Consider the following 14848-nt stretch of genomic DNA (forward strand, 5'->3'; position numbering starts at 1 on the left):
TTATGGTAAAGACAAACAATAGAAGATTGCCAGTAGGCATCCAGTCTTTTGATGTAATTAGAAAAGAAGGATACCTTTATGTTGACAAGACAGATATCATTTGGCAACTTGCCAATAGTGGAAAGAAGTATAATTACCTGAGCCGCCCACGCCGCTTTGGCAAGTCGGTGCTTGTCGATACTCTCGAAGCTTACTTCATGGGAAAGAAGGAACTATTCGAGGGATTGAAGATAATGGAAATGGAGAAGGAATGGGTGAAGCGACCTGTCATAAGGCTCGATATGAGTCAGGCTGGCGCTGGACCTGAAACTGTGCGTAGTTATCTGGACAATGCTTTTCATACTTTAGAAACAGAGTATGAAATTGTTGTACGCCAAGATAGTTCTCTTGCCGTAAGATTCAATAATATCATTGAGGGTGCTTACAACAAAACTGGACAGCAAGTGGCTATCCTCATAGACGAATACGACTCTCCATTGCAACATTCATGGAAGACTCCACAGCATGAAGCATGCACCTCTATATATAGAGAGGTGTTTGCCATATTGAAAGCCGACGACAAATACGAGAAGTTTGTCTTTATCACAGGTATCACCAAGTTTACGCAAATATCGCTATTCTCTGTGCTCAACAATCTGAGCAACATCAGTTTTGAGCCAGAATATGCTGCCATCTGCGGTATTACCAAGGAAGAGGTGCTGCATGATTTCAAGCCAGAAATCAATAAGCTGGCAGAATATGAGGGCTGGACATTCGATGAAGCAGTAGCACAGTTGACTGCATATTACGACGGCTATCATTTCAGTCGCCGCAACATGGTGGACGTATTCAGTCCTTTCAGCCTTATCAATGCACTGGCTGATTCTGACCTTAAGAACTACTGGGCTTCGTCTGGTGCAACCTCGTTGCTTCCTAAGTTTGTGGATGATATGGAGATTCGTTTGAAAGATTTTGATAATTGTGCCTTATTAAGCACAATTATAGAAACTTCTGACGTGACGGGCGGCGGACCGGAGCTGTTTCTTTACCAATCGGGCTATCTCACTATTAAGGGTTACATGAACGGAACTTACCTTTTGGGCATTCCTAACTTTGAGGTAAAACAAGCATTAAACGAAATTGTATTGCCTACGCTTGCCATGCGCAAGAGTAACGACATGCAATCGACACAGGCTTTTCTTAATCTCTACCTCAGCGTGGGCAATCTCCCCGAAGCCATGAAATGCCTGAAGGCTCTCATCGCGGATGTACCCTATAGCAACAAGAAGCTTGCAAGCATGGATATGGAGGAGCGCTACCGCCTTATTATGAGCACAATATTCAATGCTATCGGTTGCCGCGTGGAAGTAGAGAAGATGATTGCTACTGGCAGAATAGATATGGTTGTACAAACTACCAATTATATATATGTATTGGAACTGAAGCTAAGTAACAATGGCGGTATTGACGCAGCAACCGAGCAAATAAGAGCCAAGCAATATATTGAGCCGTTCAAAGCTGACAAACAAAAAGTTGTTGCTCTTGCCATAGAACTGGACGAGAAAGGAAAAGGATTGGTAGACTGGAAGGAAGTGGATTAAATAAGATTTTAAATCATATCATATTCTACTTAACAAACCTCAGCCTTGTCCACAACCATCGTGGTATCATTGCCCATACAGCCACAAGCATGCGATAGCGCCAGTCGATTGTTACGGTCTCTTTGCCTTGCATCACAGCCTTGACTATGGAGCGTGCAACACTATTAGCCGAGAGTTGCAAGGGGAAATGGCTTCCGGCTATAAGGTCGGTAGCTACGAAGCCGGGACGTATGTCGGTGATATGGATACCGAGTCGGCGCATGCGCGACTGCTGGGCAAGACATTCAAGATAGTGCGACTGAAAACGCTTGGTGGCTGAATAGGCCGGTGCTGCTCCCAATCCACGTGTGCGTGCTATGGAGGTGATGCAAGCCATTTGTCCACCTTTATTATTATTGGCAAGCCAACTGTATGCTGCCGTAACCATACGTGTGAAGCCCAAGCCGTTGGTCTCCACGGTCTTCATCTCGCGGTCGATGTCAAGCTCGCAGTTCTCCCACCCTATTCCCGAGCTATGGAAATAGAGATCCATACCGCCAAGCTCGGTTATAAGTTCATTGAGCTGCTGTGGCGCAACCTCATCCCTTACGTCTATCTGTCGATAAGCCTTGATGTTCTCGTTTGACTTGACTATAGCTTCAAGCCTATCAACACGTCGTCCTGCTACACCTACAATATATCCTCGCTCGGCAAGAAGCCGAGCCACTTCGAGTCCTATACCCGAAGTGGCTCCTATTACTATTGCTTTTTTCATTGACTCGTATACATTATTATTATGGAACTCTCACTACATCTACCACATGGCTACCTGCCCCTATCAAGTCGGCACGCTCAGATATGCACTTCTGATATTCTATGAAACGGGCAAATGTCTCGTCGCTCATACGGTTGAGTCGTGTGCGCATATAGTCGGAAGCCCCATCAGGCGAGAATATAGTGACACGTTCCAAGCCTGCACATTCATCCAGACGATTGATGTCTTCAATACGCACATAATCGTACAGCTCGTCGGGCTGTGCCTGTATATGGAAGTTCTTGTCTACTGCATCACGCTCCATTAATCCTTCAATCCGGTCCTCGTCGAAGCAATACGACAGAATGCTATATTCGTTCATCAAGTAAGCCACAAATATCAGTCCACCAGGTTTGGTTACGCGCTTTGCCTCGTTAAGTGCCTTAAGCTTCTCCTCATCGCCAATAAGATGATAGAGCGGACCGAGCAATAACGTTACGTCGGCTGTTGCTGTTGGCAGGAACAGCATGTTGCGTGCGTCGCCTTGCACAACATCGGCTGTTGGCTCACGCTTTAGGAACACCTCGATGTTGCGACGCACCAGTTCTACAGCCTTAACCTTAAAGCCTTCTGCCATAAGAGCCGATGTGTAGCGACCTGTTCCGGCACCAATGTCAAGCAGCTGCATGTCGGGATTGATGAACCTACGCAAATGATGCATTGTGGTTTCAAACTCTACTATGCCGTGCCTACGCTGCAAGCGAAGGTCTTCGGGATGCTTGTTGTAATGTTTCTCTATGTTGGATAATGCCATAATATAAGTTGAGAGTTGAGAGTTGAAAGATGAGAGTTGAGAGTTGAGAGTTGAGAATTGAGAGTTGAGAGTTGAGAGTTTTGATATGCTGTTTCTTCTAACAACGATAACACCCAACAAAGGTAATCATAACTTTCAATTCCCAACTCTCAATTCTCAACTTTCTCAACTCTCAACTCTCTCAACGCTTAATACATCCTCCACGATTTGCTCGTCGAGCAAACGGTTGTCCTTAAGCAACTGCTCCACATCGTATCTGTCGTAGAGTCCTTTCTTGATGCCACATACAAGCACCTTCATATCTGACGTACCGTAATATGAAGCTATGCGTTCGCCAAAGCCACCATCCTTGCAGCCGTCTTCAAGTGTTACAACAAGCTTATGGTTCATCTTCAAGGCTTCGAGCGCTTCGGCATCCACATCATTCAGGTAGCGTGGATTGATGAGCGTAGCATCAATACCCTTATCGGCAAGCATACGCACCACGTTCTCACCCTTCTGATAGAACGAGCCTGAAGCAATGACAGCCACCTCAGAACCATTGTGCATCACCTTATATTTTGACTCATAACTATACTCTTCGTCCACATTATCTGTTGTATGAACTACGCCGTTGCTCGGCACACGAATGGCTATAGGCTTCTTGTCCTGAAGTATTGCCCAACGCATCATGGCGAAATACTCCTCGCATGTGGTAGGAGCGAGATAGATGAGTCCCGGAATGCTGCAAAGCATCGGTATGTCGAAGAGGCAGATGTGGGTGATGTCGTTCATCGAGTTCACCCCGCCTCCTACTACATTGATTACTGCTGGGTTGGAGTTGATGCAGAGATCCTGTGCTATCTGGTCGTAAGTGCGCTGGATGAATGTGCTATATACCGTCCATACCGGACGCAGTCCACCCTTAGCCATACCCGAAATCATAGCCACAGCCTGCTCTTCGGCAATACCCATGTCAAGATGTTGCGAGCCAGCCTCCTTGCGCTTGTCGGCAGTAAAGCCTGCAGCTGTAGGCGTTCCTGCTGTGACGGCAATGAGGGTTTTGTCATGCTTCATCTCGCTCAGCATCCAGTCAGAGAAGAGCTCAGGATATGTCTCGCATGGTTTTACCTCGGGCATTGTTCCATCGGCATTGCGAACCGGTCGACTACCATCATCAAGATTGAACGGCATTCCCCAATGCCAAGCTTCCTTGTCGTTTACGGCAGGGGCATAGCCGTGACCTTTCTCTGTGTGGATATGAACAACTGTAGGGCGGTTGGTATCCTTCACACTACGGAACACTTCTATTAGGCGTTCTATGTCGTTGCCTTCCTCCAGATACTTATACTCAAATCCCCATGCCTTAAACCAGTTGTGCTCACACTCGCCACGGCTCTCGCGAAGCGCACGCAGATTCTTGTATATACCGCCATGGTTCTCGGCAATAGACATCTCGTTGTCGTTTACAACGATGATGATGCCCGTGCCAAGCTCCGAAGCCTCATCAAGTCCTTCGAATGCTTCACCGCCCGACAGCGAACCGTCGCCAATAATGGCTATGATATTCTCCTTGGTTCCCTTCACGTCGCGTGCCTTCTGCAGTCCAGTTGCAAGACTGATGGATGTGGAAGTGTGGCCCACCTCAAAGTTGTCGTATTCGGGACACTCTGCTGGAGAAGAATAGCCAGATATGGCATTCATGTCGTCTACGTTGCCAAGGAATCCAGCTGCACGACCGGTCAATACTTTATGCGGATAGCATTGGTGGCTGACATCAAACACAAACTTATCCTCTGGCGCATTGAACACATAGTGCAAAGCTACCGTTGCTTCTACAAATCCAAGATTAGGACCTACGTGTCCGCCATGCTTGCTCACACGATTGAGCACAGCCTGGCGTGTCTCGTCGGCCACAACCTCAAGGGCTTTGATGTCCAGCTTCTTCAAATCGGCAGGACTCTGTATCTTCTCTATATACATTGCTTTATTGTTATTGGTTATATATTTTATGCAAAGATACACATAATATCGGTTTCTCTTTATACCTCAAATTCAGAATATATTACCACAATGGCTTTTTTATTGGTTCTATTATTCTACTAATAAAAATTTGTCGTAACTTTGCACATCGAAAAAACTAATATTTATCAGGATGAACACAAAGAAATCTAATCGATGGACAATGCCCAAGGCGTTGCTCATCATCCCCGTAGCTGCATTGGCTATCGGCGTGTTTGCAAACAATACGGCTGTCTACAATTCTACAACCCAAAACGATATAGATGCCATTACCACGGCTACCGAGACTTACAACCAGCCCGTAGCCAAACAGAAAGCCAAGAAACCTAAAAAACAGAAAGGCTCAAAGCAGAAGAAGCAGAAAGACGCTAAGCCGAAGAAGTTGAAAGACCTTAAAGCGCATGCTGTGGAGAGGGATTCGGCAAACGCGAAATAACAAATAATAGCCAACATTCCCAAAAACTTCGGAATAATAAGAAAAAACTTACACGACAAAGGGGGTGAGACTTTGCCGTGTAAGAATCTTTTATGAATTAAAAATATTGTTTCCTGCCAATTTAGTACTGTGCGTTCTGCGGGTCGAAGCATGTCCATCCATCAAGCCAGTTGTCGCCAGCGTTAAAGGCTCCAATGTAGGTTACCTGGTCGAACCATGAATCAAGACCACTGAAGTTTTGTGCTCCGAAGAGGTTGCTACCAGTCTGCGGCATGAATGGAACACCAACACCCTTGCCGTCTGTTAGCAGAAACGAAGACTTGTCGACAAAGTAGCGGTTGCCTGTCTGAGCCTCAAAGAAAGTGTGCGAGTAAGACTGCTTGCTGTCAGCCTTAACAGCCTTCTTGCTGAAGTCGTATTCTTTGTCCTCGTAGCATTTGTTGGCATCAGAACCAAGAATATCTGCATTAGCAACGAATACATTCTGTAGACGTAGCTTGCCAGCCTTAGCCTGTGCCGGGGTGTCGCCCTTCTCGCCGTCGATAATCAAACCTATAGGCCAATCGCAAACTACAGAGTTTACACAATTAAGGCGTGATGAGCGGCGAATCTGCATGGCCGCCTGGAACTTGCCAAGTCCTGAGCCGTTGTTGGGGAAGTAAGAACCAGCAGTTATGTAAGAGTTGTTGTTTTGGAAGTCGTTGGATGACTTAGGACCAACAAATGTAATATTGGAGAATGTTGCTGTAGTATATGGCAACACCTGGGCACCATCGGCACAATTGTCACTCTCAAAACCATTGCTCTGGCTTTGGTCAGCTATACGTGGGTCGCGTACGGACAGACCGAACTGCACCTTGCCAGAGAAACCATTATCTGTATCAAAATCGTCATCCCAACCCTTATAAGCAATGAGATACTTACAATTTACGGCTCCACCAAACCACTCGAAAGAGTCGTCGTTAGAGAAAGACACCTGCACGTGGTCTATCTTTGTACCCGAACCAACCGAACCGAGTGTCAAGCCATTAATCTCTTGATCGGCCTTGAAAGGATATCCGGCAAACTCAATACGTACATAGCTCAAGACACCAGAATTATCTGCATCGTCGTCACCACCGTGCTTGGTACGTGGGCCACCCTCTATCTGCATCTCGGTCTGGTTGTTGCGGGCCTTACCACAGATAATAACGCCACCCCAGTCGCCAGGTCTACGCTGTCCAGCAGGCTGTGCTGATGTAAATACTATAGGAGCCTCGGCTGTACCTTGAGCTATTAGTTTGCCACCACGCTCAACAATAAGGGCTGCCTTTGTAACCTTATCGCCCTTAATAATTGTACCCGGCTCAATTGTTAGTTCAGAGCCTTCGCCTATATATACCCATCCCTTTAGGGTGTAAACGCCTTTCTTCAGAGTCTGCTTACCTTTAAACACAAGCTGCTGGTCGCCATTACCTATTACAGTTCCTTCGGCATTATCCTTACCATCCTCGCCGAAGAGCAGATGGTCACAAGCTTTTATGCCACCGTCTGTGGTCCATGTGTAGTTGACATCTGGATTAGGAGTCGGATCGTCGTTGTCACTACAGCTGCCCATTGTTGCAGCCATCATCAGGATGCCCATGCATCCAAAAAGATACGTCTTGTTCATAATGTTTAAATATATTGATTAGAATTTATATACAGCCTGTAATCCGATGTTGCGACCTGGCTTATAGCAGCGCGAAACCTCGTCTATTGTCTTGTGTGTGCCGTCGGCATTGTTGACCTTGGCAAACTGCTTGTAGTAGACACGCTCGGCAAGTAGGTCGCGTATATTGAACTTCAGTTCAAAGTGTTTGCCCCATTTCTTGCCTACTGAGAAGTCAATGGTGTTGCGAGGCATTTCATAACTATGCGGAACACGAGCGTTATCATCGTTTGCAGAACTGCCCTCGCTGCGACCTACCCCAATGATACGCTTGCCTATACGGTTGTATAGCAGGGCTATATCCAGCTGCATAGGTTCGTTCTTATAGAACAGACCTGTGTTTATAAGATATGGCGACTGTCCTTGCATTGGTCGGTCTTCCTCCTTTGAGCCTTTCTCAAACTTCACTTTACTCTTAATCAAGGCTCCATTGAACGACCAGCTGAAACCTCGCAAACCAATGAACGAGAGATCCTTTCGTATGTCAAGCTCCAAGCCATAGTTGTCTGCGCTATTGGCATTCTTGTAAGAGTATATAAGATTGGTGCCGCCAGCCACTGTATAGGTCCACTCTATAGGCGAGTCGAAGTCCTTATAGAAAGCTGCAAGAGAGATTATCTCGCCACGTGATGGATAAAACTCATAACGCAAGTCTACATTGTCAACATAGCAACTCTTTAGCTCGGTGTTGCCTTGCACATCACTTGCAAGGTCGAAATCATAGAATACTGATGACGACACCTCGCGAAACTCAGGTCGGTTAATACTGCGTCCGTACGAGAGGCGCAATTGATGTTTGTCGTTAAACTTGTATGTGGCATTTACCGAAGGAAATAGGTCGTTGGTGCGGTAGTGTTGGCTTGTCTCGCTCTTCTCATAGTCGCGTGTATTGGATATCAGCTCCATGTCGTTATGCTCGAATCGCACACCAGCATGTATTCCAAGTTTACCAAAAGGCAATGAGGCTGACAAGTATCCGGCACCAAGAGTATTATGACCGCAATAATTGTTGCGCATCTGTTGTTGCTCGAACATATACAGTTTATTGTAACCCATATACTGTTCGTCGCTCAACAATGATGTTATATCCAAGTGCTGGAAATCGGAAGGCAAAGTGTTGGCTGCTGGGTTCCACTGATAGTAGAACAAGCGGGTGAAATACTTGCGTGTGCGATATTCTCCGTAGCCACCCACCTGCAAGTATGGAGTCCATCCATAGAAGTCGAACTGATGTTTGTCGTTAATGCCAACGGATAAAATATGCTCATCGAGCTGTGTCCATTCGCGGGATATATCGTTGCCAGTATGCAGAGCTATGTCGCCAGGGTTCTGCATATCGTTGAGGAGGTATCGCCTACGGTCAGGCAAACGACGGTTGGCATACGCATACCCGACACTCCAATCAAGGGCATCGCCAGTGAAGGTATGTTTACCTGCGAGCTGACCGTTATAGGTGGTGCGCGAGCGGTAGTAGTATTCGGCACTATGTTCCATATTCGACTGTGCGTCTTCTCCCTCACGCCATGTGTAGCGGTTTGTTGAAAGTTGGTTAAATATGTTCTTTAGCTGATACTTGTGTTTGCCGTCTCGTGAGAGGAAGGTAAGATTGAGCATCGCTCCAAGACGTACATTATTATTATACTGGTCGTCAGTAGAATGACGCAGATAATTGGAGCGGTCATTTACGGCATCGTATATACCGAAGAGATTGTTCTTCATATTGGTATATGTGCGATACTCGTTGGTGTAATTAATGGCGGCAAGCAGTCCAAGCGTACGTCCGCTGATGTTCCATTGGCGAGTCATACTCGTGGCAAACTTAATGTCGCCTATAGGATTGCGGCTCTTTATACGCCAATCATTGTTGAGCCCGTTACCGCGAAGACTATATAGGTTGTCACCAACCTTATTGCCCGCAACGTCGGTAAGCTGGTTGAGCGAGGCATCAATACCGCCACGCAGACTGCGTAAGCCGTTATCAAAAGCAAGAAAGTCGGTGGCAGAGCCTTTAGCATAACTGAAATTCTTGAATACTGTTGACGTGTTCCAGTTGCCACCGACGGAAAAGGTAAGATTGTTTTCAGTAGGTATTTCCTTAGTATTGACGATTATGAAGCCGCCCGAATAGTCGGCAGGATATTCTGCAGATGGCGATTTCACTATGGTAAGATTGTCTATTTGCGAGCTTGGGATGATGTCGAACGAGAAGGCTCTTGAGTCGGCTTCACTCGAAGGCACGGCACCGCCATTAACCCAAACATTGTTGTAACGCTGCGAAAGTCCGCGCACCATTACAAACTTGTCGTCGATAAGGCTCACACCCGGCACACGGCGTATCACCTCACCTGCATTGGTGTCCTGCGTCCGGCTTATCTCTTGTGCCGAAACATTGCTCACTATGACGGGACTGTTCTTGGCTACCTGTATCATTGCCGCATCTGTAGAGCGTCGCTCCACGGCAGTTACAACTACCTCCTTCAGCTGCTGTTCGTCGGGAAGCATAGCGATGCTCAATGCATCTTCCGCTGCTGCGTCCGTCACCCGAACCCCGTCAATTCGTTGGGGTTTGTATCCTACATAATTGATGTATAAGGTGTAGGTTCCTTTCTTAAGTCCATTGAGTTGGAAGTTACCATCAATGTCGGTGATGGCCTTGAGCTTGCTGCCCTCAACGGTCACTACCGCACCAATGAGAGTCTCATGCGAGTTTTTGTCGACCACACTGCCCTTAATCTGCTGGGCAAGGGCAGTCGTGGTAGAGCCAAGCATCATCAGCGCTGTGGCTGCAATGGTTATCCTTTTGTTGCGTTTCGTCATTGTCTTTAACTTGCTAACTTTTTACGGTTGCAAAGTTAAGGGTATGATGTTGCAGCAGCATTGCACGAGGGTTGAAAAAGGTTAACGAAGAAGTTAAGAAAAGGCTACAGGCACAATCGGACAATGAGAACACCTAAAAACAAAAAACATAAAGGGCTGAACCACAAAAGTGTACAGCCCTTTATGTTTATTTAAAAAAGCTTATTAAGTAAGTGATCTAAATTATTTATATATATATCAGTACTAATATGGGGCATTTCACGCTTTATAGATAATTTGAACAGTTACTTAAGTAAGTGATCTAAATTATTTATATATATCAGTACTAATATGGTTCATTTTCCGTTTTATAGAAAAAGTAGAATTATGAAACCAATAAAAGTACTTGAATTATCAGAGGTTGATCGCCTCAAATTAGAGAAAGGCTATCATAATGGCCCTACTCATAGTTTTCGTATCAGATGCAAATCCATATTGCTGAAGTCAGAAGGTAAATCAGCTCCCAAAATAGCAGAAATGCTTGAGGTGACTGTACCTACTGTCTACGCATGGGTAAAACGTTATGAAGAAAATGGCATCAAAGGCTTGGAGACACGTCCTGGTCAGGGTCGAAAGCCTATTATGGATTGTTCTGATGAAGAAGCAGTCCGCAAGGCAATTGAGGAAGACCGTCAAAGCGTGTCTAAAGCACGTGAGGCATGGCAGAATGCGACTGGCAAAGAAGCCAGTGACATTACCTTCAAACGTTTTTTAGAAACATTGGTGCAAGATATAAGCGTATAAGAAAACGCCCAAGGGGCAAACCCTCACCGCAGCTCTACGCATACAAGAAAGAGAAGTTGCAAGAACTTGAAGAACTTGATTCCAAAGGGGAACTTGTGCTATATTATGCCGACGAAAGCCATGTCTGTACAAATGGATATGTTCCATATGGCTGGCAATTCAAGAATGAGGATGTTTACATCCCATCCGAGAAAGCTGCCCGGCTTAATATCTTTGGTATGATTACCAAAAGGAACCAATATAAAGGCTTTACCACAAAAGAGTCCATCAACGCAGACAAGATTGTGGACTATCTTGACAGATTCTCTTTCAATGTCACGAAGAAGACTGTAATTGTCTTGGACAATGCTTCTGTTCATAGAAATCGGAAGGTGAAAGAACTGAGGAAAATTTGGGAGAATAGAGGATTGTTCCTCGTCTATCTTCCACCTTATTCTCCAGAACTTAATCCTGCCGAGATTCTTTGGCGTATACTTAAGGGCAAATGGATAAGACCGATAGATTACGAGACTACGGACTCGCTTTTCTATTGTACGAACAGGGCCTTGGCCTCTGTGGGTACGAACTTATTCGTGAATTATTCATATTTGTAAAATTAATTTTGAACAGTTACTTAACAATATTTATTTGTATATCTTCACCACGCTGCCATCCTGCTGGCGAACGATGTTCAGCCCCTTCTGCAGGCTCTGTATTCTGTTGCCGTTCAAGTCGTACACAGCTGCCGGCATTTTGCCGCCGTCTGCAGCAACAGAACCGATGCCAAGGGCGATATGCTCATCGTCCATAGGTTGTATGTTGCAGGAGCCCCACAGAGGGTCAGCCTTATAGGTCTCAAGATACTGCGGAAGCACATACACCGTAACGTCTTTCGTTATCCATGATATGACGGTGTTGCTGCCCTTGTCGGTGAAACCGTATGGCACGGGCATATAGTTGTATATGGACTTCAGCTTGCAGCCGTTGAAGGCGTTGTTGGCGATATAGTTCAGCGTATAGGGCAACGAGATGTTCTTCAATGCTGTGCAGCCAGAGAAAGCATAGTCGCCAATGCTCTCCAAGGCAGAATTGGCTTCGAAATTCAGCTTGACGAGGGCAGAGCAACCGGCAAACATCGATTCTGGAAAGAACTTCACATCCTTGCCTATCGTCACCTTCTCCAGTCCAGTGCAGAATTCGAACAGACCGATATTCTTAGCGTAGTTGTAATCCTTCCCCCACTCGCCGCTGGCGTTATACACCACGGAGATGAGCGAACTGTTATTTGCGAAAGCACTGTAGCCTATCTGCCTTACCGATGCCGGCACAGTAACACTCTTCAGCTTCGTCGATTGGAACGCTTCAGAGCCAATAATCTCAATGCCGTCGGGCAAATCACATTTCTCCACATACTCAGGGCAGAATTTTTTACCTATTCTCTTTATCGTAGACGGCAGTACGATGGTCTTCAGATTGGCAAAATAATCTCTGTACCTATCCGTAACCATTTCATTTGCTATATTCTCCGTTCCCTCACGCAGCACCCATTTCTCGGCAACTACAGGATTGTCTTGGTAATAATATTTAATGGCAGCATTGCCGAGATACAGAATCTCGTTCTCCTTTGCGTTGGTTTCATACCATGGAGTCCCCTCAAATGCGTCTTTTTCAATCTCGCATGTTGCCGGCAGATGCGACTCTATGTTCTTCAGCCCAGATCCCACAAAGGCATATACACCGATATATCCCAATGACTCCGGCAGCACCACACTGCCCAACGATTCGCATACACTGAAAGCGTTTCCGCCAACATAGTAAAGTTTGTCCGACAATTTCAGGTCGCTCAAGGCATAACATTGCCTAAATGCCCAATCCGGTATGGAGTCGACATTGGAGAGGTCGGCAGCTGTGATGTTTGAACCATTGAAGGCACTGAAGCCTATCTTCTCCGCACGGCTCAGGTCTAATGTGGTGACGGCTGCATCCTTGAAGGCGTACTCGCCGATTTCCTTTACTGCCGGAATGTTATGATACACGAGTTTTGTACAACCGCTGAAAGCTTTCTCTCCAACGCTCTCCACAGTCTGCGGCACAGTTATACTTACAACACTACTATTGAAGCAAATATATTTGCCCACCCGAGGTAAACCCTCCGGCAATACCACGCGCTTCAGTGTCTTCATATTGGCGAAGAGTCCGCCAAGGTCCATCGTGTATATCTTTGTAACGGAGCTGCCGCCGCCGAGTCCGTTGGAGCTGCTGCTCTCCTCTTCCTTCTCCTCTGTAGAGAGATACCATTTCGTTGCAGCCTCACTGAAGCCAACATCGCGGTATGATTCAAGCACCGTGGAGTAGCATCCGCCGTCGGCAACCAGTGTGATGCCGCTGAGGTCAACGCTCTGTAAGTTTGCCATCCTGCCTGCCATGCTGCGGATATAGGCAAGGTCTTCGGAGTTTACCGGACCGCTGACAATAAGATTCGTTATCTCCTCCACATCGAGGTCAACGCATTTCTCGCGCAGCGTTCCTGCCTCATCGAGCTTTATGTTCACCGGCTCGCCATCGATAGCCACGTCAACAGGCTTCACTGTTACCTTCAGTGTCGCCGTGCCTGCCGGATAGTCCGAGTACTTGCCATAATGGGCTATGACATTCGTTGTGCCAGGTTTCAGTGCGATGGCGGAATAGTCGATATAAAGGTTGGACGACTGGTTGGAATAAAGGGCAATGACCGACGGGTCATCCACCTCGATATACTCGAAGTTCACCCGATAGTTCTCTGATGTGAGGTCGGGCAACAGCTGGGTCTCGCCTTGGTTCAGCTCTATCGACTCTGTGGCGAACTTCACACCGGCATCCTTGTTGCCGTTGAATTTGATGCTTTTCAGAATGAAGGTCTGTCCTTTGTATACGCGGAACTTGATTTCTATTTTTCCTGTCATATCGCCTTCAAACGTGTAGGTGCGTTTGGGGTAGAACACGTAAGGATCCTTCTGGTCCCGCAGCTCCGGACATTCCATGCCCTCAACCCTCAGCCTACGCACAGCCTTTGCCGATTTTGCTTCGCCGCATATTGACAGACTGGTTACATGGTAGCGCTCTTTTGACGTGATGGTCACCTCGTGGTTCACATCATCATTGTTGACAAACGTGATAATCTCGCCATTCTCATCCTTATCAATCATGTAGTAGAAGCTTTCACTGTCGGTAGAGATGTCAAAAGCCTCAAATATATATGTATTTTCAAAACTGAACTCCTGCTGTGCCAATGCGTGTGTGGCTATAAAGAGGAGGAGCAAGGAAAGGGTTTTTCTTATAGTCATAAGAATATATAATGTATTAGTGTGTTAATAATGAAATCGCTCCCGCTCTTGCATCGTGATCCGGCACAAGGGCGAGAGCGACAATTCGTTTTTTTCTATTGTATGGACTTAAAACCAAAACGGCCAAATGACCAATCTGGGTTAAATCTTTTCAAAGTCCTTTATCTTTGCCGACGGCTTGATGAAGGAGATTTTGAAGGCGATGTCCGGATCCATATCCGACGGTATGGCATTCACAAAGTCCTGTCCCTCCTTCGTTATGTCCTCGTCGGGGATTCTTATCATCACGTTGCCCACAACCACATCAACGCCGAAGTCGGCATTGTATTCAAACCTTGCGCCCTTAGCCTTCTTCAGAGTTTCGGCGAGCGGTGCGCCTACAGTTATTGTCGTTCCGCCCGCCTCAATGCTTTTGGCAGTAGGAGCGTCTGCTGCCGCTTTCTTTTCATTAACAGACATTTCCGCTGTTTCGGCTTGCGCAACCGATGAGTCAGTTGACAAAGTGTCGCTTGTTTGAACAGAATCCTTGCTGTGGTGCGTTGCAGTAGTCTTGTTGCCACATGCAGAAAATACAATTATACCAGAAATAATAACGGCTGTAACGATTGTTTTTCTCATAAAATAAAAAATATTTTAGTTAGTAACTAAGTATATGTTATTCCTACTATCAAACTCGTTGTAGTATTGGTTTC

At 46.2% G+C, this 14848-nt stretch carries 11 protein-coding genes; 4 read left to right on the forward strand and 7 right to left on the reverse strand.

Translation table 11 applies throughout. The features are described from left to right. Positions 1-2 precede the first annotated feature (2 nt). On the forward strand, positions 3-1580 hold the full coding sequence (locus C9991_RS14430; RefSeq protein WP_106813199.1) for an ATP-binding protein: 1578 nt from the start codon (positions 3-5) through the stop codon (positions 1578-1580). A gap of 25 nt (positions 1581-1605) precedes the next feature. Here the strand turns inward: C9991_RS14430 and C9991_RS14435 are convergent, their stop codons facing one another. The 3 genes from C9991_RS14435 to C9991_RS14445 all read right to left on the reverse strand — a co-directional run bounded on the left by C9991_RS14435 (position 1606) and on the right by C9991_RS14445 (position 5089). Next, a complete protein-coding gene (locus tag C9991_RS14435; protein ID WP_106813200.1) occupies positions 1606-2334 on the reverse strand; it encodes an SDR family NAD(P)-dependent oxidoreductase in 729 nt (242 codons plus the stop codon). Positions 2335-2353: 19 nt separating this feature from the next. After that, positions 2354-3127, reverse strand: a complete 774-nt coding sequence (locus tag C9991_RS14440; RefSeq protein ID WP_106813201.1) for a class I SAM-dependent methyltransferase — start codon at positions 3125-3127, stop codon at positions 2354-2356. Positions 3128-3292: 165 nt separating this feature from the next. Beyond that, positions 3293-5089 carry a 1-deoxy-D-xylulose-5-phosphate synthase gene (locus C9991_RS14445; RefSeq protein WP_106813202.1) on the reverse strand — a complete coding sequence of 599 codons (1797 nt, stop codon included), beginning with the start codon at positions 5087-5089 and terminating at the stop codon, positions 3293-3295. A 172-nt stretch (positions 5090-5261) separates the two neighbouring features. Between C9991_RS14445 and C9991_RS14450 the strand changes: the two genes are divergently transcribed. Further along, positions 5262-5564: a hypothetical protein gene (locus tag C9991_RS14450; protein ID WP_106813203.1), complete on the forward strand. Its 303-nt coding sequence runs from the start codon at positions 5262-5264 to the stop codon at positions 5562-5564. Positions 5565-5685: 121 nt separating this feature from the next. Here the strand turns inward: C9991_RS14450 and C9991_RS14455 are convergent, their stop codons facing one another. Both C9991_RS14455 and C9991_RS14460 read right to left on the reverse strand, forming a co-directional pair. Then, the gene (locus C9991_RS14455) at positions 5686-7215 is read right to left on the reverse strand and encodes a beta-helix domain-containing protein (RefSeq protein ID WP_198643830.1); all 1530 of its coding nucleotides are present in this window, start codon (positions 7213-7215) and stop codon (positions 5686-5688) included. Between the two features lie 18 nt (positions 7216-7233). Continuing rightward, a complete protein-coding gene (locus C9991_RS14460) occupies positions 7234-10071 on the reverse strand; it encodes a TonB-dependent receptor (RefSeq protein ID WP_368356642.1) in 2838 nt (945 codons plus the stop codon). 366 nt (positions 10072-10437) lie between these two features. Between C9991_RS14460 and C9991_RS14465 the strand changes: the two genes are divergently transcribed. Together C9991_RS14465 and C9991_RS14470 are read left to right on the forward strand one after the other, a co-directional pair. Next, positions 10438-10854 (forward strand): helix-turn-helix domain-containing protein, encoded by a 417-nt coding sequence (locus tag C9991_RS14465; protein WP_106812837.1) that lies wholly within the window; start codon positions 10438-10440, stop codon positions 10852-10854. Then, a complete protein-coding gene (locus tag C9991_RS14470; protein ID WP_232823346.1) occupies positions 10851-11447 on the forward strand; it encodes an IS630 family transposase in 597 nt (198 codons plus the stop codon). The genes C9991_RS14465 and C9991_RS14470 overlap by 4 nt, the downstream gene beginning before the upstream one ends. 30 nt (positions 11448-11477) lie before the next feature. Here C9991_RS14470 and C9991_RS14475 read toward each other — a convergent pair whose 3' ends face one another. Further along, positions 11478-14156 (reverse strand): leucine-rich repeat domain-containing protein, encoded by a 2679-nt coding sequence (locus C9991_RS14475; protein ID WP_106813205.1) that lies wholly within the window; start codon positions 14154-14156, stop codon positions 11478-11480. Between the two features lie 141 nt (positions 14157-14297). Next, the gene (locus tag C9991_RS14480) at positions 14298-14774 is read right to left on the reverse strand and encodes a hypothetical protein (RefSeq protein WP_106813206.1); all 477 of its coding nucleotides are present in this window, start codon (positions 14772-14774) and stop codon (positions 14298-14300) included. Between the last annotated feature and the right edge of the window lie 74 nt (positions 14775-14848).

It is taken from the genome of Prevotella merdae, assembly GCF_900290275.1.
Classification (GTDB): Bacteria; Bacteroidota; Bacteroidia; order Bacteroidales; family Bacteroidaceae; genus Prevotella; species Prevotella merdae.

Bases quoted from the DNA above. Each gene is read 5' to 3' on its own strand.
- C9991_RS14430 (WP_106813199.1), top strand. From the start codon at position 3: ATGGTAAAGACAAACAATAGAAGATTGCCAGTAGGCATCCAGTCTTTT.
- C9991_RS14435 (WP_106813200.1), bottom strand. From the start codon at position 2,334: ATGAAAAAAGCAATAGTAATAGGAGCCACTTCGGGTATAGGACTCGAA.
- C9991_RS14440 (WP_106813201.1), bottom strand. From the start codon at position 3,127: ATGGCATTATCCAACATAGAGAAACATTACAACAAGCATCCCGAAGAC.
- C9991_RS14445 (WP_106813202.1), bottom strand. From the start codon at position 5,089: ATGTATATAGAGAAGATACAGAGTCCTGCCGATTTGAAGAAGCTGGAC.
- C9991_RS14450 (WP_106813203.1), top strand. From the start codon at position 5,262: ATGAACACAAAGAAATCTAATCGATGGACAATGCCCAAGGCGTTGCTC.
- C9991_RS14455 (WP_198643830.1), bottom strand. From the start codon at position 7,215: ATGAACAAGACGTATCTTTTTGGATGCATGGGCATCCTGATGATGGCT.
- C9991_RS14460 (WP_368356642.1), bottom strand. From the start codon at position 10,071: ATGACGAAACGCAACAAAAGGATAACCATTGCAGCCACAGCGCTGATG.
- C9991_RS14465 (WP_106812837.1), top strand. From the start codon at position 10,438: ATGAAACCAATAAAAGTACTTGAATTATCAGAGGTTGATCGCCTCAAA.
- C9991_RS14475 (WP_106813205.1), bottom strand. From the start codon at position 14,156: ATGACTATAAGAAAAACCCTTTCCTTGCTCCTCCTCTTTATAGCCACA.
- C9991_RS14480 (WP_106813206.1), bottom strand. From the start codon at position 14,774: ATGAGAAAAACAATCGTTACAGCCGTTATTATTTCTGGTATAATTGTA.